Genomic DNA, 22,960 nt, shown 5'->3' with positions numbered 1-22,960 from the left:
GCCCGCGCTGAAATAGACAGATCGCATACTTCCACGCCGTTCACTGCGCTCGTATCGTGCTTTTTGGTTGGCGGGCCATACGATCGCTTATCATCTGGAGCTTCCGGAGGACCGATTCCGCCTCGGCGTCCTTGCCCATCTCGCGCAGACGGCTCGCCTTGTTGGTCAATGACCGCGTCAGCTTGGCTCCGTACTCCTCCGGCTGGACGCCGGCGAGCTGTTCGTAGATCATGACCGCGCCCTCGATGTCGTACAGCGCCTCCTGCTGCCGGCCCAACTCGGTGTGGCATTCGGAGCGCGCCTCGTACGCCGCTGCCAGCTTGGGACGAAACGCCTCCCCCCGGGTGCGGGCCAGCCGGCCGTAAGCCAGGACCGACTCGTCGAGAACCACCGCGGCGTCTTCGTGTGCGCCGCCGCTGACCAGGAGCCTCACCATGACGTCCAGCGAGGCGGCGAGCCCGGGGAGGTGCGCGTCCGGATGCTCGGTGGCCAGGCGACGGTAGCGCTCGACCGCTTCGTGAATGGCGGTGAGCGCTTCGTCCTCCCGACCGACGTCGCGGAGGCTGTGCGCGAGGTTGTGCAATGAAAGGGCCAGGCCAGCCGGGTCGCCCAGTTGGCGCTGGATCGCGACGGATTGCTCGATGGCGGACAAGGCCCCTTGGGGATCGCCGGTCTTGGCCAGGCAGTCGGAGAGGTTGGCAAGGGACGCGGCGAGCTCGCGGTCGTAGGTGCCGTCCCGCGCCGCCAGGCCACGGTAGATATCCGTCGCGGCCCGGCTCTCGACGAGAGAGCGCTCGTGGTGTTCCAGCGCGCTCAGGCAGTTCGACAGCTCATTGTGGGTGGCGGCGAGATCGGGCCGGAATGCGTTGTCCAGGTCGGCGAGTCGCTGTCGGATCTTGGCCGCCTCTTCGATCGGGCCCAGTGCCTCCCGGGTGCGGTCGGCGCCGCGCAGCCGTATTCCGAGCCTCGTCAGCGCTTCGGCGTAGGCGTTGGCCGCCCGGCGCTGATCGCCGCTCGGCCGGAAGAGCCGCCGCGGCGCCGCCCGGCGCGCCTCCGCGACGAGTGTCTCGGCGAGCTCCACCGCCAGGCCCGCGTGCACCTGGGTCGCCTGCGGGATCTGATGGTGGATCCGGCGCACCGTCTCGACGTCAACCGATCGGTCCACCGCGACCCGGCTGAGCGCGTCCACCAGCGGTCGCGGCGCGGCGGTCTCCACGGCGACCCGTGCGGCGGCCGGAGCCAGCGTCGCCGGGTGCGTGGTGATGGCGCCGACGATCTGGTCGTGCAGCCGTCGATCGTGGACGGCGGCCGCGGCGAGCACGGTCAGGGCCCTCTTGGCCTGGTCTTCGTCGGCGCTTGCGAGTAGGGCCGGCAGCAGGCCGGGGTGGTCCAGCACGACCTTGGCCACCAGGTGTTCGGCGAGCAGGTCCGGCTGAAGGCTTCCCCACCACCACTCGCCGCCCGGGTACAGGTCCCGCAGCCAGGTCGCGACGGCTATCCGGCGATCGGGATCCAGACCGTCCAGTACCGGCACTCGGGCCAGGAGTGCGACCGCCGCGTGCAGGTCGGCGACCGGTACGAGGCAGGATGCCGCGACCGCGATCTGCAGGGTCTCCATGGCCAGCCGCAGACCGCGCTGGCTGGCGAGGCGGTCCCAGTACCGGGCCTCGTGTTGGTCGAGGAGGTCGGTCGCGGCCTTGGCGACAGACGGTTCCTCGCCGTCCGGGGCACCAGCGGGCGCCGGCTGGTCCGATAGCAGCGCGACCAGGGCCGCAAGTTGCAGGCCCAAGGCCGTCATCGGTTCCCGGTACCGCGGGGCGGCAACCGTGGTCGCGCGGCCGAGCCAATCGCCCGGAAAGCCGGACAGGTCGTCGAGGCGGCTCGCGAACGCCGCCACGGCCTCGTCGAACGCGCTCCGGCTCTCCGCTGGCGTGGCGTCGAGGGCCGGGAGCCTCTCGACCTTGGCGATCGCCAGGAAATCCCAGTACGGGGGAAGGCCCTTCAGCCACCCGCCCTCGGCGCCACGGGCCAGCAGGAGCACACGTAGCGGAAGCCTGGATTGCCTTTCTTGGAGCAACGGGGCGAGCTTCTCCAGGTGCTCCCGGCGTTCCGCGTAGTCGATCACCAGCAGGAGCGGGACGCTGACCGAGGAAAGCCATGCGGCTGCCGCACCGTGCACGGTGGACAGCAGGACCGTGGCCCACCCGCGCCGGCGCATCCGACCGGCGAGCTCCCTCGCGAGGCGGGTCTTGCCCTGCCCACCCGGCCCGGTGAGCAGCCAGGCCGACAACTCGTCCGGCTGCGCGCACCAGTGTTCGAGGCGTTCGATGATGTCGTCGCGGCCGTGGAAGGCGACCACCGCGGCGTCGGCGCGCAGGAGCGATGCCGGCGACGCCGGGGGCGCGGTGACGTGCTGGAGCCCGGCCAGTTCCGCCGGCTCGAGGCCGGGCGCCGCCTCCGCGCCGCCGGGCCAGACCAGTGCCTGGAATCCGGCGTCCTGGACAGCGTCCGACAGGTGCACCGCGCGTACGCGGCCGCTCTCGAAACGCTTGTCGTCACGCGCGATCAGGCCGACGAGCACGTCGTTGCAGAACAGGCCCGCGCCGGACATGCCGCCCCAGGGCGAGTCCGTTGAGGACGGACTCGGCCTTGGCGCGGACTCGACTGCGACGTCGAGCCAGCCCGACTTTCGCAGGCCCAGCGGTCGCACCGTGCCAGACAGATGCTCGGTGTCGCGGACGTCGCCGTCCGGGTCAACCCGGACGCGCGGAAACCCGACGGCGTCCACCGCCGCGCCGGGCCGGTCACACACCAGCCGGCCCCACCGGAGTGGGCGCAGCTGCGGTGGGGCCTCGAAGTCGGCCTCCGTCACGCGGAGGAGGGCAGCGTCGACCGCGTGGTCATGGGACGGCCAGGCGATCTCCGCGTGCCACCAGCGCTTGTGTGAGTGCGCGAATCGCACGCGGATCGTGGCATCGGCGCCTCTCACCACATGCGCGGCGGTCAGGACCAACCCGTCGGACATCAGCGTGCCGGATCCGCAGCGCCACTCGGTCTCGCCCGGCGCCAGGGCGTAGACCTCACACGCGCGCTGCGGATCCGCCACGGTCGATCACCGGTCGGGCAGGGCCGGCACGCGGTCGTTGATCTCTGGTGCGACACCCGTCACGCGGTCCTTCGGGGTCAAGGTCACCTTCAAGCGGTGGGTCTCGTCCCGCCCGAGGCCGGCTTCGCCGCCGACCGTCACCACGCCGAACGTCACCCCCAGGCGACCCTTTCCGCCCTTCTTCGCGACGACCGTGAACTCCACCTCGACCGGGCCGACCTCGAAGACGTAGTCGTTGTCGTCGTTGTCCTCACCCGCCTGCCGAGCGATCGTCAACTCCTCACGAAGCGCCTGTACGGCGTCCGCCAAGCCCAACCACTCCACAAGATCACCTCATAGCGTCGGTAACGACACGTAGCGTACGTGGTAGACGCGACCTAAGTGTCCGGTTACGCTCGGGCGGAGCGCGTTGGGGATCGCGCCGCGTCCCGCCGAAAGGCTTGAAGCCACCCCGATTCTTCGTCCGATCGAAGAGCGAGGTGCAGTGCTGTGAAGACGCTTCCCGACAACCCCAACCTCGACCACCTGAAGCAGCAGGCCAAGGAGCACTTGGCCGGCCTGCGCGACCAGAGTCCCGGATGCTCCCTGGCCCACGCGCAGGCATCGCTGGCCGGGCAGTACGGCTTCCGTGGTTGGGCGGAGCTCAAGGCCGAGGTCGACCGCCGGCGGGGACTGGCCGACGTCGCCGACCCGGCGCTCGCGCGTGCGGTCGCCGACGCGTACGGCCTGGGCGAGGTGACCGGCGAGATGCGGTCGCTGGCCCGCCCGGACGAGTCGGGCCGGCACTGGTCGCTGGAGACCGACCGCGGCCGCTGGGCAGTGTGCACAATGGACACCTGGTGGCCCATCGTCGACGTCGAGACCGAGGTCGCCTTGCAGCGGGCCGCCGCCGCTGCCGGCGTACTGCTCCCGGCTCCGGTGCGCAGCCGGGCGGGCGCCATCACGGCGTCGGTCGGCGGGCACACCTGGCGGGCGTACGAGTGGCTGCACTCCGGGCCGCCGATGACCGCACCGGCGAGCGCGTCCGTCACCCGCGCGGTCGGCGGGATCCTCGCCACGCTCCACGGGCTGGCGCTGCCGGTGGACCGCATCAGCCCGTGGCATCAGTTGCGGCTGTCGGGCGCGAGCTGGCCGGAGCTGGCGGCGCGGGCCGACGGCGCGGACTGGGCGCCCGTACTGGCCGAGGTGGTGCCCACGCTGATGGAGTTGGACACCGTGGGAGAGGGCGCCACGCCTGCCGCGCCGGTGCTGTCGCACAACACGCTGGGCCCTGGCCGGGTACGCCGCGGGCCGAACGGCCGCCTCGTCGTCTTCGGATGGGAGCACGCCGGGGGCCAGCCGCCGCAGTGGGAACTGGGCGACGCGCTCATGCACTGGACCGTCGACCCGAGCGGTGGGGTGAACGCCGTGGGCGCCCGCGCGCTGGTCGAGGGGTACCGCGAGACGGCGGGTGCGGTCCCGGCGCTGGACCTGGGGATGTTCCGGGGCGCGGTGACGTCGCTGGCGAACTACGTGTCCGGGCAGGTCAACCACGCCCTGGACGCGAAGGAGGACGAGGACCGGCGGTACGCCGCGCGCAGCGTGCGCCACCTGCTGACGCACCTGCCGACGAGGTCCACACTGGAGCGCCTCCTCGACGCCGTCGCCATTGATCGTGATAGGTAAGCTTCCTCCGACAGGGAGGGACAATGAGAAAACTTTCTTCACTAATGCTGCCCGTCGTCATCGTCGCGGGAGCTCTTGTCGTGGCGCCCGAAACGGCCTCCGCGACGGTGGTGAAGCGCAGCGCGGCGCTCGCGGTGAACAACCTCACCGAGGCGGCCGGCTGGTCCACAGTGGATTCCGGAGCCGTACACGCGGCCGTCTGGCGGCGCGGCGGCGTCAGCGACCTCGGCACGCTGGGCGGGGCGGAGAGCAAGGCGACCGCCATCAACGACCGCGGCGAGGTCGTCGGGTCCAGCCAGACCGCCACCGGCGTGTGGCGGGCCTTCCGCTGGACCGAGGCGGCCGGCATGACCGAGCTCGACGTGCTGTCCGGCGCCAACAACTGCTACGCCAACGACGTCAACATCCTGGGCCAGGTTGTGGGGTACTGCATCGTCGGCAGCTCGGCGCGGCCGGTGCTGTGGTCGGGCGGATCGGTGACCGATGTGGATCCGTCGACGATCGGCAACGCCGACATGGAGGGTGCCGCCTACAGCATCAACGACCGCGGCGAGATCTTCGGCCGGCAGTCCATCTACCTGTTCGTCTACGCCGGTGGCGTAAGGAGCCAGATCGGTGGCACGAACATCTACGCCACGGACCGGTTCGGCGCCATCAACGTCCGGGCCGAGATCGTCGCCAACGCCATGGCATCCGGCTTCGACACCCGAGCGCGGCTCTGGAAGGGCTACTACCCGGGTGATCCCACGGGCTACTACGAGCGGTTCGACCTCGCCCTGCTGCCCGGTGGCACCGACAGCCGGGTCTACGACATCAACGCGAGCGGCGAGTCGGCCGGCTGGAGCTACAGCAGCGTGGGCTCCCGGGCCGTGCTGTGGAACTCCGACGGCGCCGCGCAGGACCTCGGCCACCTGGGCGGCGCGTACAGCGAGGGGTACGGGACCAACGACCGTTCCGAGGTCGTCGGGACCTCCTCCATCGCGTCCGGCGAGGACCACGCGTTCCTCTGGTCCGGCGGCACGATGACGGACCTCGGCACCCTTTAGCCGGCGGTCTCCGGTGTCACCAACTCCACCTCGTTGTCCCGCAGGGCCTCCAGGAGGTCGGCCGGCGGGGTGGAGTCGGTGACGAGGTAGTCGGCGCCGCCCAGCTCGCACACCTGGGCGAAGAGCCGGCGGCCGAACTTGGACGAGTCGGCCAGGATCGCCACGCGCGCCGCCCGAGAGATCATCTCCCGCATCATCGCCGCCTCGGCGAGGTTGCTCGTCGTGTACCCGGCGGCCGCGGAAACGGCGCCGACCCCGATCAACGCCAGGTCGCAGCTGATGTCCAGTTCGCTCCCGCTGGCCGCCCGGAAGCTGACGGGGCCCGCGGTGGCTAGCGTGAGGGTGCGGACCGCGCCGCCGAAGACGTACACGTCGCGGACGGCCGAGGGGGACAGCGCCCCGGGGACGAGCAGGCTGTTCGTCGCCACGGTGAGGTCGCGATGGCCGCGCAGGCTCTTGGCGACGGCGAGGGTGGTCGTCCCGCCATTGATCATGATGACCGAGCCGTTCTCCACCAATGACGCGGCGAGTGTCGCGATCTTCTCCTTCTCCCGCTTCTCCATGTTGAGCCGCACGTCCACGGTGCGGTCCACCCGGGAGAAGGTCGATTGGCTGACCGCCCCGCCGTAGGTGCGGACCAGGACGCCGTCGGCGCTGAGCTGGTCCAGATCCCGCCGGATGGTGTCGATGGAGACTCCGAAGCGCTCGGCGAGCGCGCTGACCGTGACCTCTCCGGTCTCCGCGACGTATGTCGCCAACTGGGCTTTGCGTCCCGCGGGTAGGCGACGCTGCCGGTCTTCTTTGTCCAGAGCCACCGATCTTCCTATCTCTGCGGTAGTAGGGCCCACGATCATGCGCGGCGAGGGCTTGGAGAAAGCTTAGAACGGCAGGCTACAGCATCGTACGGCCTGTTTCGTGCGGCATCGGGCGCCAAATGGGCGCCTAGATGGGCTCCGACTGCCGCATTCGACCTTAGTTTCCGGTTTGTTCTGCCGAACTATGCAGTCCCTAGCCAGATTTTGCGGTACTGGGTCTTGTGGGCGCTGTAACGTGCTGTTAACGTGGCGCAAACCTGCAAAGAGCGGTAACACCTTTACATTGAAGGAGTTCGCAATGATCGGAGGCGGCACCGGGGTGCGCGGCCGACTGCGGCAGCTACTCGGGGTTGTGGCGGTGGCGGCGATGGTCGGTACCACCGCGGTGGGGTGTGGTGGTTCCGACGAGGAATCAAGCGGGGATGGGACCGTCACGCTGGAGTTTGCGCAGTGGTGGGCGCCGGAGCTCCCGGCGGGATCTTTTGACAAGCTCATGACGGAGTTCACGGCACAGAACCCGAATATCAAGGTCAAGTTGTTGAGTGGGCCGTACGCGTCCACCAAGCAGCAGTTGGTGTCCGGAGCGGCGTCGAAGACGCTGCCCGACGTCGTGGGCCTCGACGGCGCATGGGTGAGCGACTTCGCCAAGCAGGGGGCGATCGCTGACCTGACCGCGCTCATGGCGGACGCGAAGTACGACTCGAGCCAGCTCGCGAGCCAGATTCAGATCCAGGGGAAGACCTACATGATCCCCGTGGTGAACTTTGTGTACCCGCTGTTCGTGAACAACGACCTGCTCGCCAAGGCCGGGATCACGACACCGCCGAGCACCCGTACGGAGTTCCTGGACGCGGCCAAGAAGGTCAGCGCGCTCGGGGGCAACGTCAAGGGCTGGGCCCTTCCGCTCGACACCGCCGTGCCCAACGGCGTCCAGAACGACGTGATGTCGTGGGTGTGGGCGTCGGGGGCAGCATGCTGACCAAGGACGGGAAGCCCGATCTGACCGGCCAGTCGGTCAAGAGCGCCACCGAGTACGTCAAGAGCCTGAACGACGCCGGCGTCATCGCGCCCGGCGCGCTCACCATGAAGGAACAGGACAAGGTCGAGAAGTTCACCACCGGCCAGGTGGGCATGGTGATCGACTCCTTGGCGCACATCACGCTGATCAAGAAGAACAACCCGGACCTGAAGTTCACGGTGACGCCGATCCCGGCAGAGGACGGCTACACCGGCAAGCGTGGCATCCCGTACGCCTCATGGGGCATCGGCGTCGCCGACTCCTCCAAGCACAAGGCCGAGGCGTTCAAGCTGGTCGAGTTCCTGATGAGCAAGGAGAAGAACGCGGAGCTGAGCACGCTGGCGAACGGCTTCCCGGGCAACAAGACCGCCGAGCCGGACTTCAGCAAGAGCGACCCGCTGTTCAAGACGGCCTTCGACATCTACCAGGCAGGGTATCCGGCCAACGAGTTCGTGGGTCTGCCGAAGTCCGAGGACCTCATGCGCAGCTTCGATGAGCAGCTCCAGCTGACGCTCACCGGCAAGCAGAGCGTCGACGAGACGCTCACCAAGTCGCAAGAGTCCTGGGCATCGGTGCTCTGACCTTCCACACATCGGGGCCGCGCCGGCGCTGCGGCGCGGCCCCGAAACAAGGAGACGTCGATGGAACCAGCGAAACTGGATCACGCGGCCCTTCCGCGAGTCGCGGCGGTGGCATCGGAAGCCCGCGCCACCCTGTGGGGTAGGGCGCGGCGTTTCTTGGCGAAGAGCGCCGCCCCGTTCGGCTATATCTCGCCGACGCTGATATTGGTCTCCGTGCTGATGCTCATACCCATCGCGATGGTGGTGAGCTATTCGTTCAAAGACAACGTCATCGTGCAGCAGAACCCAGTCTCCGTGGGTCTCGCCAACTACACGAAGGTGCTCACCGATCCGGACTTTCTCGCGGCGCTGAAGAACACGTTCGTCTTCATCACCGCGAGCACCGTCGCTCACCTCGTCCTCGGGCTGGGCTTCGCGATGATGCTCAACACCTCGTTGCTGAGCGGCGTGACGAAGACCATCTTCCGCATCATCTACATCCTGCCGTGGCTCTTCACGGTCGCGGTGATCGCGGTCATCTGGCGACTCATGCTGGACCCGGCCGGGGTGGTCAACTACCTCCTGACCACGGCCGGCGGGATGCAAGAGGGAGTGAACTGGCTCTCCGACCCGGGAACGGCGCTCTGGGCGTTGACATTCATCAACATATGGGCCGGATTCCCCTTCTTCATGATCAGTATCCTCGCCGGATTGCAGGGGATCTCGGGCGATCTGTACGAGGCGGCCTCCGTGGACGGTGCCAGCCCGTTCCGGCAGTTCTGGAATGTGACGTTGCCGCAATTGCGGCCGGTGCTGATCAGCATGGCCGTGCTCGACCTCATCTGGACCTCGCAGCAGTTCGCCCTCATCTGGATGACGACGGGTGGCGGTCCGCTGAACGTCACGGAGATGCTCAGCACGTACACCTACAAGCAAGCCTTCAGCAGTTACGAGTTCGCCACCGCGTCCGCGAGTGCCGTCATAGTTTTGCTCCTCACGATGATCCTGGCCTTCTTCTACGTACGCCTGCAAAGGGAGAGGTGATCGCGCGTGCTCACCCGCAAGAGACGGCGCCTCGGCGCGAAGATCGCCGTGTTCACCGGCCTGTGCCTCGGCGCGGCCTTCGCCGGCCTGCCGGTCGTGTGGATGCTGTCGACGTCGTTCAAGACCAACGGAGAGGTCTTCGCGGTACCGCCGAAGCTGTTCACCAAGAACTTCTCGTTCGACGCGTACACCGCCATCCTCAGCGATGGTGCCCAGCTCAGGTTCTTCCTCAACAGCTACATCGTCGCGCTCTCGGTCACGGCGCTGACGCTGTTCGTGGCGATCCTCGCGGCCTACGGATTCAGTCGCTACGAGTTTCCGCTGAAGAAGTCCATCAACGCCGTGATCGTCAGCGTCCAAGCGGTGCCGCCGATCACGCTCGTCATTCCCTATTTCGGCCTTGTCGTGGCGCTCGGTCTGTACAACACCTATCCCGGGCTGATCCTCACGCACATGGTGTTCACCTTGCCGTACGCGATCATCATGATGACCGCGTACTTCAACACGCTGCCCAAGGAACTGGACGAATCCGTCAAGGTGGACGGGGCCTCTAGTTGGACGGCGCTCTGGCGGGTCCTGGTGCCCATCTCGGTTCCGGGGATGGTCGCTGTCGGCGTCTACACGTTCATGATCTCGTGGAACGAATACCTGTTCGCGCTGACGCTCACCCGTACCGACGACATGCGAACCGTGCCCATCGGTATCCAGCTCCTGATGGGTCAGCACTCCTACGAGTGGAACCAGATGATGGCCATGAGCATCCTGGGATCGATCCCGGTGCTCGTATTGTTCCTCCTCTTCCAGCGGCGATTCATTGGCGGCCTCACTTCCGGCGCCGTCAAGGCATGAGCGGTAACCTACCTAGAAGGAGAAAGCAGCAATGCTGACGACCGGCAAGGCGATCCTGGACGTAGCGAATGAGAAAAACTTCGCCGTGCCCGCCTTCAACATTAGCGACTACGCCATGTTCAACGGCATCGTGGACATCAGCGAGGAGAAGAACGCGCCGCTGTTCATCGGTATCCATCCCGACGAGGTAAAGCACATCGGGCACGACGTGATCGCCGCGATGACGCTGCGGGCCCACCGCTCGTCCGTGCCGATCGCGATCCACTGGGACCACGGCGCGACGTACGAGGAGATGCTGACCGCGATCAAGATCGGCTTTACCTCGGTGATGATCGACGCGTCGTTGCAGTCCTTCGCGGACAACGTCGCGATCTCCCGGAAGGTCACCGAGACCGCGCACGCGGTCGGCCTGTCGGTCGAGGCGGAGTTGGGGACGATCGGCAAGGCCGACAGCGAGGGCGAGGCCGGCGCCGACGCCATCATCTACACCGACCCGGTGGACGCCGTGACCTTCATCAAGGAGACGGGCGTGGACAGCCTCGCCGTGGCCATCGGCACCTACCACGGCCTGTACCCGAAGACCCTGAAGCCCGAGCTCAAGCTCGACCTGCTCAAGGAGATCAAGGACCGGGTCCAGATCCCCCTCGTGCTGCACGGCGGCTCGGGCAACCCGGACGACGAGATCGCGCAGGCGGTCCGGCTCGGCATCAACAAGATCAACATCTCGAGCGACATCAAGGTCGCCTACCACCTGAAGATGCGCGAAGTCCTGGCCGACACCGGCCTGCGTGAACCGCTCAACATCCAGCCGCCGTGCATCGACGCCATGAAGGTGGTGGCCGCGCATAAGATCGACCTCTTCGAGGCGACCGGAAAGGCCGATCTGTACTGACATGACCAGCCACGTCGTCCTGGGCCTCGGGGAGGCGTCGACTATGAGCTCAAGCTGTCTGCGCCGATCATGGAGCAACTCGTCGGCGAGTACCAGATCCGCGACGCCGAGCTGACGTCATCGACCACGGTCACCAAAGAGCGCGAGTTGGTCATCTCGATCCTCGCGTACCTCAAGAAGGGCGGAGGTGGCGAGCACTTCGTCGCCTCCTCCGCCTGCCTGGGCGCGTTCGCTTCGCGCTTTTCCACGCGTACCACCCTGGGGGCACCTCCGTGCGGGCGGCGAAGGAGATGAGCCGGCTCGGCGTACCGTCCACTCTGCACCTGGTGAGCATCAACGACGTCGTCCGCCGGCTGCTGCCGGCGGACTGCGACTACATCTGCAGCGACGACCAGGACACGCTCTACCCGCACCTGATCGTCCAGTACGACCAGGACCTGCGCATCCGGGCCGGCGACATCGACATCCGTGCGCCGTTTCCCAACCGGCTCATCTACGTGAACGACCCGGCGAACGGGTCCATGCTGCTGAGTCCCTCTCTTGGCGGGTTGCTGCGTACCGCGCGGGTCTTCCTGATCTCCGGATTCAACGCGATCCGGGATCGCCAGCTACTTGACCAGCGTCTGTCCACATTGAGAAGCCACATGCGACAACTGCCGGCTGATGCGGTCGTGTACTACGAGGACGCCGGCTTCCACGAGCCGGGACTCAGTCGACGTGTCCGCGACGCACTCCTTGAGACCATCACCGTCTACGGGCTCAACGAAGACGAGATGCAGTCGTACCTGGGCTACGCCGTCGACCTGCTCTCCGTGGCGGAGGTGGCGCAGGCGCTGGAGTCGTTGCGGGCCCTCATTCCCGTACCGGCGCTGGTGGTGCACACCAAGTACTGGGCGGCAGCGGTCGGGGAAGGGGCCGGCGCGTACCAGGGGCCGCTGGACGGGGGGATCGTGGTCGCTAGCACCCGGTACGTGCACGGCGACGCGTACACCGATGAGGATTACGAGGGCATGCGGATGCGGCCGCGGCGTACGGAGGCGGTGGAGTTCGCGGCCGCCTTGGAGGGCCGGATAGGCGGGGTGGTTCGGTGCGTGCCGGGGTTCCGCCTCGACGTCGCCGACCCGACGACCATCGGGCTCGGCGACGCGTTCGTCGGTGGGTTTCTCGCGGCTGTTTCCTTGGTGGATTGATCTCGCATACATTGCCGGTGGGCTTGCTTTCTATGCTTGTGCGCAGGCCAAGATCCGACAGACGATGCCGTCCGTTGCGGCTTAGCATGACTCCGTGGGCGCCTGCCATCGCTGGGGAGCCATGGGTTCTCTCTTCGCGACGTTGCTGCTCGCGGCCTGCGGTCTGCCGGACGCGGACCGCCCGAATCCTCCTCTAGCTGATCTTGCTGACTACCAACGTCGGTGTGAAAGGCTGGACAGCACACTCCAGCGCGCTCGGGTGGTCTATGAGGCACAAGCGAGCATGAAACGCGGCGACCCGGCTGTTGTTGCCGCGGCCGTCACGCTTGACGAGGCCACACCACCTGAGCAGGTTCTGCGTCGTGCGGGCGCTACTGCGGAGCCAGGGTTTCTCGTGTCATGCCATGTCGAGGCGCGGCTCAGGGTCTCGCCATACGAGTTCGAGGTCGACCAGGCCGACTGGGTGGATCGGTCACTGCTCACCATGGACACCGCCCGCTGGTCATGGCAGCTCACACCGAAGATGGGCGGTACCCAAACGATCGTGCTTCAGGTACGGCCGGTGGTGAAGATCAGAGACGATCTCACCGGGACCGTCAGCAGGGCGGATCCAGCCGAGGCGAGCATTGCGGAGTTCGAGACCAAGGTCGACGTGGCTGTGCCCTGGACGGAACGGCCGCAGGAAACGCTGTCGCGGCTCGCCGCTATGTTTCAAGTCGCAGAAGGCGCCGTCGTAGCCGCGACCGGTCTGGTGATCGCAGTCGGAGGCTTGTTGAGCGCACTCGGCGTGAGGATGCGGCGTCGCAAGCGCAAGGACGGCGAACCGTCCACCGATGAGCCTGCACCGTGAGCGTCCGTTCTCAGTCCGCGGGTGCCGGTTCGGCGGGCCGGGCCGTGAAGAAGCGGACGATGTCTTCCGCCGCGGTTGGGGACAGCATCATCGCCTGGACTCGTTCGGACATTTCGGCGATCAGGTGAGCCCTGGTGAACATCGCCCCCTCGTACGTCCGGATTGCCGAGTCCGGGTCGGCGGGGTTGGCGGCGAGTTGGCTGGCGAGTTCGGCGGCGTCGAGCATGGCCTGGTTGGCGCCCTCGCCGACCGGCGGCATGAGGTGCGCGGCGTCGCCGATGAGGGTGATGCCCGGCCGGCTGGCCCAGCGCGTACCGGTGGGCATCGCCTCGATCAGGCGTGGTGCCGGCGCGCCGTCGCCGGCCTCGATGAGTGCGGTGAGGCGTGGGTCCCAGCCACCGAACATGTCCAGCAGAGCGCGCTTACTGCGGTATGTGTCGATGGGGCGGTCGTCTGCGCGCAGCGAGATCCCGACACGTAGGCGGCCGTCGCCGAGGCGTTGCGCTGCCAGGATCTGGTTCACGCCGACGCACCACAGGTTTCCGGGGCCGACCAGGTCGGCGAGATCGGGATGGCGCCGGTCGACGTCGCTGATGTTCAGCTCCACAAGGGTGGCCACATAGGACAGTTGGACGTCGGTCAACAGCGACCGGACGGCCGAGCGCGCGCCGTCCGCGCCGATGAGGATGTCGCAGCCGGTGCGGTGGCCGCCGTCGAACGTCAGTTCCCAGCCCTCGTCGGGTCGCGGGGTCGCCGCGACGAGCCGGTGCCGCCAGACAACCGTGTCGCCGGGGAGGGAATCGAGCAGAAGATCACGCAGTGCGGTCCGGTCTATTTCGGGACGTCCGGAGAATGAGCCGGGTTGCGGCACATGGTGTACCAGGGTCCGTCCGGCCGGGTCGAGGATGCGATGTTCCTCGCCCTCGGGCCGCGCCTGCGACCGGAACTGGCCGGCGAGACCCGCTTCGGCCAGGGCCTGCTGGCCGGACTCCGGGTGCAGGTCGAGCATGCCGCCCTGCGGCCGCGCGGATCGGCTTTCCTCGCGCTCGTACACCACCGCATCGATGCCGTGCCGGTGCAGGATCCGTGCCAGCGTCAGCCCGCCAAGACCGCCACCAGCGATCGCGATTCGCATTCTCACCTCGTTACCGTACACTGTACTTGTGGATACACCGTACGGTAGTGCGGCATTGCCCGTTTGGGAACGGCCCGAACCTCAGCCGCGGGCGGCGCCGGTGCCGTTGAGCCGCGCGAAGATCGCCGCCACGGCGATCCGGCTCGCCGACGCGCACGGCCTCGACAGCCTGTCGGTCCGCAAGATCGCCAAAGAGCTCGGCGTCGGTCCGATGCGGCTCTACGACTACGTGATCAACAGATCCGAACTGCTCGATCTGATGGTCGACGTCGTCTATGCCCGGATCGCCGAGGTCGGCCAGCACACCGCGTGGCGCGCCACGGTACTGGCCATCGCCCACGCGACCCGCGACGCCGCCCTTGAGCATGAGTGGTTCTCCGACCTGCTCGGCGGAAGGCCACACTTGGGACCGCACGCGCTCGCCGTGGGCGAAGCGACCGCGGCGGCGTTGAGCCAGGCCCCTGCCGTGCGCGGCATCGACGATCTCCAGCGGGCCTTGGGCGCCCTCAACGCCTTCATCATCGGAGCGATCCGCAGAGAGGTCACCGAGCGACGCACCGCCCGTTCCACCGGCACCGATGAGGCCGCCTGGCAGGCAAGCCTCGGCCCCTACCTCACACGAATGTTGAAAACCGGCAGGTACCCCACCGTCGCCCGGCTCGTCATCGACGGCGCCCACCTCAACGCCGAGGAGACCTTCAACCACAACCTGACCACCGTCTTGGACGGCATCACCAGCCGACCCCGCACGTGACCGACTGCTCTGCGGCCAGCGGCCGATACAGAAAAGCGAAACGGTCGCCTCGATCACCAACTGGCGTGGTGATTCAGACGACCGTGCCCTTGTTCGGTGTGCCCCCGGCAGGATTCGAACCTGCGCCCCCGCCTCCGGAGGGCGGTGCTCTATCCCCTGAGCTACGGGGGCTCAGCGACCAACGAAGAGTAGCAGGAACCCCCGCCCAGGGCCGAACCGACACCGTCCCCCACTCACCGTCCCCGCTCACAGCTTGGCAGCGGGTGCAGCACCACCCCGTCCGGTACGCGCCGCGGCCAGTCGACGGTGGCCCAGGAGGCGTCCACCACGACGTGCACTGTCCGGCCGGACGGGGGCACCAGCCGGGTGAGGAACTCCGGCGGCAAGCCTGCCTCGGTGGTGAGCATGAAGCGGACCCAGCCGCGCGTCGAGACCGCCGAGACCACGTCGGTGGCGGGCGTGACGCCGTGCAGGCGGGTGCGGCCGGCCCAGTAGGGCTCGGACTGCGCGGTCCGGGCGATCGAGGGGTACACCGTTGCTTGCCAGCGGACGACGGCTTCGGCGCAGAGGGCGCAGGCTCGGTCGATGGGTTCGCGGGGGTGATGCCCCAGGCGCGTAGGTAGCGGGTGGCGGCCGCGGCGCTCAGCGGGATGCCGTACGAGCGCTCGACCAATGCGGCCACGGTGCGGCGGCTCCACAGGCGGTCGTCCAGGTCGAGGTCGTCGGGGAAGCGGTCGCGCAGCGTCTCGACCAGTCGCAGTGCCCCGTGTGGCCGGCGGGGGACGACCGCGCCGTCGCCGCCGATTGAATAGCGCCGGCACCAGTTGGCGGTCTGCCGGCGTACGTCAAGAACAGCCCCCATGACCGGACAACGATCGTCGATCCGGACAGGTAGCGCTATGTGAGCAGAAAACTACTGTAAGCGATCGAGTGCGGCTCGCATGTTGCCGACCTCGCTCTGCTGGAGGTTCTTCATGCGCTGGGCGGCCTCGGTGACGTCCGAGTTGTCGGACAGCTTGAGGATCGCGTCGACCATGTGGATGCCGCCGAGGTGGTGCTTGATCATCAGGGTGAGGAAGAGGATGTCGGCGGCGCGGCCGGTCGAAGCCTCCAGCTGCCGCAGCTCGGCGGTGGTGGCCATGCCCGGCATGAGCCCGTCCTTCACCGACTCCGCACCGTCGGGCATCCAGGCCATCACCGGTTCGGAGCCGGTCGGGTCGAGGCCCCAATTCTTGAGCCAGGTCTGCATGACGCCGATCTCGCCCTGCTGTCCGGTGGCGATGTCGGCGGCGATCTGGGTGGCTTCGCGGTCGCTGCCCAGGCGCCATTCGAGCATGGCCATCTGTACGGCCTGCGCGTGGTGGGTCGTCATGTCGCGGGCGAAGCCGGCCTCGGGCGAGGAGTCACCGGGGCGCGTGAGGGTGGGCGTGAGCCAGCCGGCGGCGTACCCGAGGAGGAGGCCGACCGCGATGGCGAGGGCTAGGGCGACGGTGCCGAAACGCCGCCCGACGGCCCGGGTCGGGCCGTCGGGGGAGGCGGTTGCCTCCGGCGGCGTCTCGGTCGTGACCATGCTCAGGAGCCCTGCTGGGTGAGGTTGCGCGGCTCGGTGCCGGTGGCGGTGATGCCCTGGGCGCACGAGATGGTCGGGCCCTCGACCGAGGCGTTGACGCGCAGCGCCTTGATGAACTCGTCGATCCGGCCGTCGTTGGCGTTGTCGACCTTGAGCTGGTAGCCCCACGCCTGCAACGAGATCGGCTTGTCCAGCCCCTCGTACGGGCTCATGAGCATCTTCTCCTGGCCGCGCACCTTGGCGGCGAGCTCCTCCACCTGGGCCGCGGGCAGGTTCGGCTGGTACGTGATCCACACCGCACCGTGCTCCAGGCTGTGCACCGCGTGCTCGTTGGCGATCTGGGCGTCGTAGACGTCGCCCATGCAGTTTTGCCAGTCCTGGTTGTGCGGGCCGGCGACCGGCGGGCTGACCGTGTACTGGATCTTGCCCTGCTGGTGCTGCGCGGGCTCGGTGAGCTTCGGGTCCTTCTCGCGGTAGTTCACGATGCCACTGATGCTGTTCGCCCGGTCCTCCCAGGAGCGGGAGCCCTGGAACGCGGCATACGCGCCGTACCCGATGATGCTGGCGGCGAGGACGCCCACCGCGACCATCAGGGCGATCGGGCCCCAGCTGCGGCCCTGGCTGACCTTGATCGGCGCGATTGGCTTGCGCGGGCCCTTGCCACCCGACGAGGCGCCGGCCTTCTTCGGACCGGTGCCGGACGGCTTCTTCGCCGGCGACGAAGTCGCCTTCTTCGCGGCGGGGGCAGCCTTCTTACCAGTGCTGACCACGGACGGACGGCGCTGGTCGCCGGCTGGGGTACTGACGCTCATGGCCGTCCTCGCTTCGCTGCGGGCGGCCATGAGGCTCCAGGTGCGCTGTGCCTAATTATTCGCTCGCTTCGCTCGCTCATGGTGCCTCGTCTGGTCGGTCGGTCACGGGGGTGGCGGATCGACCGTGGGCACAGTCGATCGAGCAGGGTCGCCGCCGAGTCCACCACTCTACCCCCGGTAACATGACTCGGTGACTCCCGCCAAGCTTGCCGAGGCCGTACTCGCCGCCGCCCACGCGCTCTTTGCGCAGCGTGGACTCGATCCTGCCGTGCTGCCAGCATCGACGACGGTGGAGCGACCGCGCAACCCCGAGCATGGCGACTACGCATCGACGATCGCGCTTCAGCTGGCCAAGAAGGTGGGCGTCCAGCCGCGTGACCTGGCCTCCGGCCTGGCCGAGGAGCTGAGCCGGACGCCGGGCGTCAAATCGGTGGAGATCGCCGGGCCCGGATTCCTCAACATCCGCCTCGACGCGGCCGCCGCCGGACAGCTGGCGCGCGTCGTGGTGCAGTCCGGTCGGGAGTACGGCCACAGCGACCGGCTCGCCGGCCAGAAGATCAATCTGGAGTTCGTGTCGGCCAACCCGACCGGCCCGGTGCACATCGGCGGCGTGCGGTGGGCCGCGGTGGGCGACGCGCTGAGCCGGCTGCTGCGCGTGTCCGGCGCCGAGGTCGGCACGGAGTACTACTTCAACGACGCCGGCTCGCAGATCGACCGGTTCGCGCGGTCGCTGCTGGCCGCCGCGCGGGGCGAGCCGGTGCCCGAGGACGGGTACGGCGGCGCGTACATCCACGAGATCGCCGAGGCGATCAAGAAGAAGCAGCCCGACGCGGACGACGAGGAGACGTTCCGGGTCGAGGGCGTCGAGCTGATGTTCGCCGAGATCAAGGCGTCGCTGGTGGCGTTCGGGGTGCACTTCGACCTGTACTTCAACGAGAAGGACCTGCACGACCGCGGCGAGCTCGACCTCGCCCTCACCCGGCTGCGTGAGCAGGGCCACGTCTTCGAGGCGGACGGGGCCACCTGGCTGCGTACGACCGACTTCGGCGACGACAAGGACCGCGTGATCAAGAAGTCGGACGGCGAGTGGACCTACTTCGCCGCCGACTGCGCGTACTACCTGGACAAGCGCGAGCGGGGCTTCGACCGGGTAGTGATCATGTTGGGCGCCGACCACCACGGCTACATCGGGCGGATGCGGGCGATGGTGGCCTGCTTCGGCGACGACCCCAACAGCCACCTGGAGATCCTGATCGGGCAGTTCGTGAGCCTGCTGCGGGATGGTGAGCCGCTGCGGATGAGCAAGCGGGCCGGCACGGTGGTGACCCTCGAAGACCTGGTCGACGCGATCGGCGTGGACGCCGCCCGGTACGCGCTGGCCCGCTACTCCAGCGACTCGCCGATCGACATCGACGTGGAGCTGTGGACCCGGACCACGCGCGACAACCCGGTCTACTACGTCCAGTACGTCGCCGCGCGTACCGCCAGCGTCGCCCGGAACGCGGCCGACGTGGGGCTGACCCGGGGCGACGCCGAGGCGTTCCGGCCCGAGCTGCTGAGCTACGAGAAGGAAAACGACCTGCTCAAGGCGCTCGGCGAGTTCCCGGCCGTGGTGAGCGCGGCGGCCGAGCTGCGGGAGCCGCACCGGGTGGCCCGCTACCTGGAGGAGCTGGCCGGCTCGTACCACCGCTTCTATGACAACTGCCGGATCCTGCCGATGGGGGACGAGCCGGTCGGCGATCTGCACCGGGCCCGGCTGTGGCTGAACGACGCCACCCGTACCGTGATCGCTAACGGGTTGGATCTGCTGGGCGTCTCGGCGCCGGAGAGGATGTAGGCGTGCGTGCTCATGAAGCGGGCGCGCTGCACGGCGAACTGGGTAGCCGGGGGCCGGGCTGGCTGCGTACCCCCGAAGACGTCAACGCGCTCGTGCCGCACCTGTGGCCGGAGGGCGTCGCGCGAGCCGCCGACGGCGCGCTCGCCGTCGGCGACCTCAGCGTCACCGCCGTGGCGGCAGAGTTTGGTACGCCGGCGTACGTGCTCGACGAGGGCGACATGCGCGCCCGGTGCCGCGACTTCCTGTCCGCCTTCGCCGGATGCGACGTGTACTACGCGGGCAAGGCGTTCCTGTCCAAGGCGGTCGTGCGGATCATCGCCGAGGAGGGGCTGCACCTCGATGTGTGCTCCGGCGGCGAGCTGCGGGTGGCGCTGTCGGCGGGGATGCCGGCGGAGCGGATCGGCTTCCACGGCAACAACAAGTCCGTCGACGAGCTGACCCGGGCGGTCGAGGCCGGGGTGGGGCGGATCATCGTCGACTCGTTCCAGGAGATCGACCGGCTGTCCGCGATCGTGCGCTCCCTGGGGGTTTCTCAAAAAGTCCTCATAAGGGTGACGGTCGGCGTCGAGGCGCACACCCACGAGTTCATCGCGACCGCGCACGAGGACCAGAAGTTCGGGTTCTCGCTGGCGGGCGGGGCGGCCCTGGACGCCGCCCTGAAGATCATCGACGAGGACGTGCTGGATCTGCGCGGGCTGCACTCGCACATCGGTTCGCAGATCTTCGACACGAGCGGCTTCGAGGTGTCGGCGCGGCGCGTACTGGGGCTCCAGGCGCAGATCCGCGACGCGCGCGGGGTCGAGCTGCCCGAGCTGGACCTCGGCGGCGGCTTCGGCATCGCGTACACGACGCAGGACGACCCGTCGGCGCCGTCCGACCTGGCCAAGCGGATCGACAAGATCGTTTCTGACGAGTGCGAGACGCAGCGGCTGGAGGTGCCCCGGCTGTCCATCGAGCCGGGCCGGGCGATCGTCGGGCCGGCCGTCTTCACCCTGTACGAGGTGGGCACGGTCAAGGACGTCGACGGCATCCGGACGTACGTGAGCGTCGACGGCGGCATGAGCGACAACATCCGGACCGCGCTCTACGACGCGTCGTACTCCGCCACGGTGGCCTCCCGCGCCTCGTCCGCGCCACCGATTCTCGCCCGGGTGGTGGGAAAACATTGCGAGTCTGGGGACGTGGTCGTGAAGGATGAATTCCTGCCCGCCGACGTGCAGCCCGGAGATCTTCTTGCCGTGCCCGGCACGGGCGCGTACTGCCGGAGCATGGCGAGCAACTACAACCACGTGCCTCGACCACCGGTGGTCGCGGTCCGTGACGGACGGGCGCGGGTGATCGTCCGGCGGGAAACCGAGGACGACCTCTTGGCATTGGATGTGGGATGAAGTCTCTTCGCCTGGCGCTGCTCGGCTGCGGCACAGTGGGCTCCGAGGTAGTGCGCCTGCTGCACGAGCAGGCCAGCGACCTCACCGCCCGGATCGGCGCACCGGTGGAGTTGGCCGGCATCGCCGTACGGCGGTCCGGGCGCGACCGCGGCGACCTGCCCGTCGACCCCGCGCTCTTCACGACCGACGCGCTCGGCCTGGTCAAGCGCGACGACGTCGACGTGGTGGTCGAGGTGGTCGGCGGCATCGAGCCGGCGCGTACGTGGCTGGTCGAGGCGCTCAAGCGCGGCAAGAGCGTGGTGACCGCCAACAAGGCGCTGCTCGCCGAGGACGGCGGCACGCTGCACGACGCGGCCACCGAGGGCGGCGCCGACCTCTACTACGAGGCGTCGGTCGCCGGCGCGATCCCGCTGCTGCGCCCGCTGCGCGAGTCGCTGCACGGAGACCGGATCACACGGGTCACGGGCATCGTCAACGGCACCACCAACTTCATCCTGTCGGCCATGGACGCGACCGGCGCCGGGTTCACCGAGGCGCTGGAGGAGGCCACCGCGCTCGGGTACGCCGAGGCCGACCCCACCGCCGACGTCGAGGGCTTCGACGCGGCGGCCAAGGCGGCGATCCTCGCGTCGCTGGCGTTCCACAGCCGGGTGAGCGCCGCCGACGTCTACCGCGAGGGCATCACCGAGGTCACCGCCGCCGACGTGGCGAGCGCCAAGGAGATGGGCTGCACGATCAAGCTGCTGTGCATCGCCTCCCAGATCGCCGGCTCGGTGAGCGTGCGGGTGCACCCGGCCATGATCCCGCGGTCGCACCCGCTGGCCAGCGTGGGCGACGCGTTCAACGCGGTCTTCGTCGAGGCCGAGGCCGCGGGGCAGCTCATGTTCTACGGCCGGGGCGCGGGCGGCGCACCCACCGCCAGCGCCGTCCTCGGCGACATCGTCGCCGTCGGGCGCAACCGCCTAGCCGGGGTACGCGCCGCGAGCGAGTCCGCGTACGCCGACCTGCCGATCCGGCCCATGGGCGAGGCGGTCACCCGCTACCACATCAGCCTCGACGTGGCCGACCGCGCCGGCGTACTGGCCGCGGTGGCGGGCGTCTTCGCCAAGCACGACGTGTCGATCGCGACGGTGCGCCAGTCCGGGCGCGGCGACGAGGCGGTGCTGGTGATCGTCACGCACGGCGCCCCGGACGCGGCGCTCGCGGCGACGGTGCGCGAGCTGCAAGCGCTCGACGTGGTCCGCGCGATCGCGAGCGTGCTCCGCGTGGAGGGTGCCGTTTAGCGCTACAAGTGCAAGGAAGGGCCCCTTGTTATGCAAAAAGCGATAACAAGGGGCCCTTCCTTGCACTTAGGCGAGGTCTAGCGCGCGGGCGGCGGCTAGCACGTCGAGCTGGATGGTGGTGGGCGACGGGGCGGTGGAGATAGCCCACTCAGGGTCTTTAAGCCCATGCCCGGTAACCGTGCAGACGATCGTGGAGCCGCGCGGCACCCGCCCGGCCTCGGCCTCCTGGAGCAGGCCGGCCACGCTCGCCGCGCTCGCCAGCTCGACGAAGACGCCCACCTCGCGGGCCAGCAGCCGGTACGCGGCGAGGATCTGCCGGTCGGTCACGGCGGCGATCAGTCCGCCGGACGCGTCGCGGGCGTCGATCGCCTTGGTCCAGCTCGCCGGGTTGCCGATCCGGATGGCGGTGGCGATCGTGGACGGCTCGCGGACCGCCTCGCCGTTGACGATCGGGGCGGCGCCGGACGCCTGGAAGCCGTACATCTTGGGCTTGCGGGTGGCGTTGCCGGCGGCGAAGTCCTCCTGGTAGCCCAGCCAGTACGCGGTGATGTTGCCGGCGTTGCCGACCGGCAGGCAGTGGATGTCGGGGGCGTCGCCGAGCGCCTCGACGATCTCGAACGAGGCGGTCTTCTGGCCGTGGATGCGGTCGATGTTGACCGAGTTGACCAGCGCGACCGGGTAGTCGAGCGAGAGCTTGGAGGCGAGCGCGAGGCAGTCGTCGAAGTTGCCGCTGACCTGCAGGAGCCGGGCGCCGTGCACGAGCGCCTGGGCGAGCTTGCCGAGCGCGATCTTGCCCTGGGGCACCAGCACCGCGCAGGTGAGCCCGGCGCGGGCCGCGTACGCCGCCGCGGACGCGGACGTGTTGCCCGTGGAGGCGCAGATGATCGCCTTGGCACCCGTCTCGGCCGCCTTGGACACGGCCACCGTCATGCCGCGGTCCTTGAACGAGCCGGTCGGGTTGGCCCCCTCCACCTTCAGGTAGACGTCGCAGCCCAGCCGGGACGACAGCACCGGAGCCGGTACGAGCGGCGTGTTGCCCTCGTGCAAGGTGATCACCGGGGTGGCTTGCGTGACCGGCAACCGCTCCCGGTACTGCTCGATAAGGCCCCGCCACATGGCGCTCTCCCGTCTTACCCGCGATAGTCA

At 68.6% G+C, this 22,960-nt stretch carries 22 protein-coding genes, 1 tRNA gene and 1 pseudogene; 14 read left to right on the top strand and 10 right to left on the bottom strand.

Translation table 11 applies throughout. The annotated features are described in order from the left end of the window. Positions 1-40: 40 nt before the first annotated feature. Both Prum_RS14295 and Prum_RS14290 read right to left on the bottom strand, forming a co-directional pair. Positions 41-3,106, bottom strand: a complete 3,066-nt coding sequence (locus Prum_RS14295; RefSeq protein ID WP_173077031.1) for a tetratricopeptide repeat protein — start codon at positions 3,104-3,106, stop codon at positions 41-43. Between the two features lie 6 nt (positions 3,107-3,112). Next, complete coding sequence (locus Prum_RS14290; RefSeq protein WP_173077030.1) at positions 3,113-3,430, bottom strand: trypco2 family protein; 318 nt, start codon at positions 3,428-3,430, stop codon at positions 3,113-3,115. A gap of 165 nt (positions 3,431-3,595) precedes the next feature. Between Prum_RS14290 and Prum_RS14285 the strand changes: the two genes are divergently transcribed. Beyond that, entirely contained in the window at positions 3,596-4,771 is a 1,176-nt protein-coding gene (locus tag Prum_RS14285) for a phosphotransferase (RefSeq protein WP_173077029.1), read from the top strand. 23 nt (positions 4,772-4,794) lie between these two features. Next, positions 4,795-5,817, top strand: a complete 1,023-nt coding sequence (locus tag Prum_RS14280; RefSeq protein ID WP_173077028.1) for a hypothetical protein — start codon at positions 4,795-4,797, stop codon at positions 5,815-5,817. On the opposite strand, the gene Prum_RS14275 is transcribed toward Prum_RS14280, so the two are convergent. Beyond that, a complete protein-coding gene (locus tag Prum_RS14275) occupies positions 5,814-6,632 on the bottom strand; it encodes a DeoR/GlpR family DNA-binding transcription regulator (RefSeq protein WP_246277888.1) in 819 nt (272 codons plus the stop codon). The genes Prum_RS14280 and Prum_RS14275 overlap by 4 nt on opposite strands. Before the next feature lie 298 nt (positions 6,633-6,930). On the opposite strand from Prum_RS14275, the gene Prum_RS53795 reads away from it, so the two are divergent. The 8 genes from Prum_RS53795 (at position 6,931) to Prum_RS14240 (ending at position 13,035) form a co-directional block, all read left to right on the top strand. Then, the gene (locus Prum_RS53795; RefSeq protein ID WP_218577243.1) at positions 6,931-7,611 is read left to right on the top strand and encodes an ABC transporter substrate-binding protein; all 681 of its coding nucleotides are present in this window, start codon (positions 6,931-6,933) and stop codon (positions 7,609-7,611) included. Further along, positions 7,581-8,231 carry an extracellular solute-binding protein gene (locus Prum_RS53790; protein WP_218577242.1) on the top strand — a complete coding sequence of 217 codons (651 nt, stop codon included), beginning with the start codon at positions 7,581-7,583 and terminating at the stop codon, positions 8,229-8,231. Before Prum_RS53795 ends, Prum_RS53790 begins: the two co-directional genes overlap by 31 nt. A 60-nt stretch (positions 8,232-8,291) precedes the next feature. Continuing rightward, on the top strand, positions 8,292-9,254 hold the full coding sequence (locus tag Prum_RS14265; RefSeq protein WP_173077026.1) for a carbohydrate ABC transporter permease: 963 nt from the start codon (positions 8,292-8,294) through the stop codon (positions 9,252-9,254). A gap of 6 nt (positions 9,255-9,260) precedes the next feature. Beyond that, positions 9,261-10,103, top strand: coding sequence for a carbohydrate ABC transporter permease (locus Prum_RS14260; protein WP_173077025.1), 843 nt, complete (start codon positions 9,261-9,263; stop codon positions 10,101-10,103). 31 nt (positions 10,104-10,134) lie between these two features. Next, a complete protein-coding gene (locus Prum_RS14255) occupies positions 10,135-10,995 on the top strand; it encodes a ketose-bisphosphate aldolase (RefSeq protein WP_173077024.1) in 861 nt (286 codons plus the stop codon). 69 nt (positions 10,996-11,064) lie between these two features. Beyond that, complete coding sequence (locus Prum_RS14250) at positions 11,065-11,289, top strand: hypothetical protein (RefSeq protein ID WP_173077023.1); 225 nt, start codon at positions 11,065-11,067, stop codon at positions 11,287-11,289. Then, a complete protein-coding gene (locus Prum_RS14245; protein WP_173077022.1) occupies positions 11,286-12,185 on the top strand; it encodes an ADP-dependent glucokinase/phosphofructokinase in 900 nt (299 codons plus the stop codon). Before Prum_RS14250 ends, Prum_RS14245 begins: the two co-directional genes overlap by 4 nt. A 94-nt stretch (positions 12,186-12,279) precedes the next feature. Next, a complete protein-coding gene (locus tag Prum_RS14240; protein WP_173077021.1) occupies positions 12,280-13,035 on the top strand; it encodes a hypothetical protein in 756 nt (251 codons plus the stop codon). A gap of 10 nt (positions 13,036-13,045) precedes the next feature. Here Prum_RS14240 and Prum_RS14235 read toward each other — a convergent pair whose 3' ends face one another. Further along, complete coding sequence (locus tag Prum_RS14235; RefSeq protein WP_173077020.1) at positions 13,046-14,170, bottom strand: FAD-dependent oxidoreductase; 1,125 nt, start codon at positions 14,168-14,170, stop codon at positions 13,046-13,048. Between the two features lie 28 nt (positions 14,171-14,198). On the opposite strand from Prum_RS14235, the gene Prum_RS14230 reads away from it, so the two are divergent. Beyond that, positions 14,199-14,924 carry a TetR/AcrR family transcriptional regulator gene (locus Prum_RS14230; RefSeq protein ID WP_246277887.1) on the top strand — a complete coding sequence of 242 codons (726 nt, stop codon included), beginning with the start codon at positions 14,199-14,201 and terminating at the stop codon, positions 14,922-14,924. Between the two features lie 99 nt (positions 14,925-15,023). Here the strand turns inward: Prum_RS14230 and Prum_RS14225 are convergent. The 5 genes and pseudogenes from Prum_RS14225 to Prum_RS14210 form a co-directional block, all read right to left on the bottom strand. After that, positions 15,024-15,095 (bottom strand) — tRNA-Arg (locus tag Prum_RS14225). 62 nt (positions 15,096-15,157) lie between these two features. Then, complete coding sequence (locus Prum_RS51475) at positions 15,158-15,457, bottom strand: hypothetical protein (protein WP_246277886.1); 300 nt, start codon at positions 15,455-15,457, stop codon at positions 15,158-15,160. A 101-nt stretch (positions 15,458-15,558) separates the two neighbouring features. After that, positions 15,559-15,786: pseudogene (locus Prum_RS51470) on the bottom strand (winged helix-turn-helix domain-containing protein); the annotation flags it as partial. Between the two features lie 51 nt (positions 15,787-15,837). Beyond that, positions 15,838-16,494: a DUF305 domain-containing protein gene (locus tag Prum_RS14215; RefSeq protein WP_173077018.1), complete on the bottom strand. Its 657-nt coding sequence runs from the start codon at positions 16,492-16,494 to the stop codon at positions 15,838-15,840. A gap of 2 nt (positions 16,495-16,496) precedes the next feature. Then, positions 16,497-17,306, bottom strand: a complete 810-nt coding sequence (locus tag Prum_RS14210) for a thioredoxin-like domain-containing protein (RefSeq protein ID WP_173077017.1) — start codon at positions 17,304-17,306, stop codon at positions 16,497-16,499. Between the two features lie 190 nt (positions 17,307-17,496). Here Prum_RS14210 and argS point away from each other — a divergent pair, with 190 nt between their 5' ends. From argS to Prum_RS14195, 3 genes are read left to right on the top strand one after another with little or no spacing between them, the layout of a single operon-like run. Continuing rightward, on the top strand, positions 17,497-19,143 hold the full coding sequence (gene argS / locus Prum_RS14205; RefSeq protein ID WP_173077016.1) for an arginine--tRNA ligase: 1,647 nt from the start codon (positions 17,497-17,499) through the stop codon (positions 19,141-19,143). 2 nt (positions 19,144-19,145) lie between these two features. Then, positions 19,146-20,531, top strand: coding sequence for a diaminopimelate decarboxylase (gene lysA / locus Prum_RS14200; RefSeq protein ID WP_173077015.1), 1,386 nt, complete (start codon positions 19,146-19,148; stop codon positions 20,529-20,531). Beyond that, positions 20,528-21,814, top strand: a complete 1,287-nt coding sequence (locus Prum_RS14195) for a homoserine dehydrogenase (RefSeq protein WP_173077014.1) — start codon at positions 20,528-20,530, stop codon at positions 21,812-21,814. Before lysA ends, Prum_RS14195 begins: the two co-directional genes overlap by 4 nt. A gap of 66 nt (positions 21,815-21,880) precedes the next feature. Here the strand turns inward: Prum_RS14195 and thrC are convergent, their stop codons facing one another. Beyond that, positions 21,881-22,930, bottom strand: coding sequence for a threonine synthase (thrC, locus tag Prum_RS14190; protein ID WP_173077013.1), 1,050 nt, complete (start codon positions 22,928-22,930; stop codon positions 21,881-21,883). Positions 22,931-22,960: the final 30 nt, after the last annotated feature.

The sequence above is a fragment of the Phytohabitans rumicis genome, from assembly GCF_011764445.1.
Classification (GTDB): Bacteria; Actinomycetota; Actinomycetes; order Mycobacteriales; family Micromonosporaceae; genus Phytohabitans; species Phytohabitans rumicis.
This window is presented reverse-complemented; position numbering and strand designations above follow the sequence as displayed.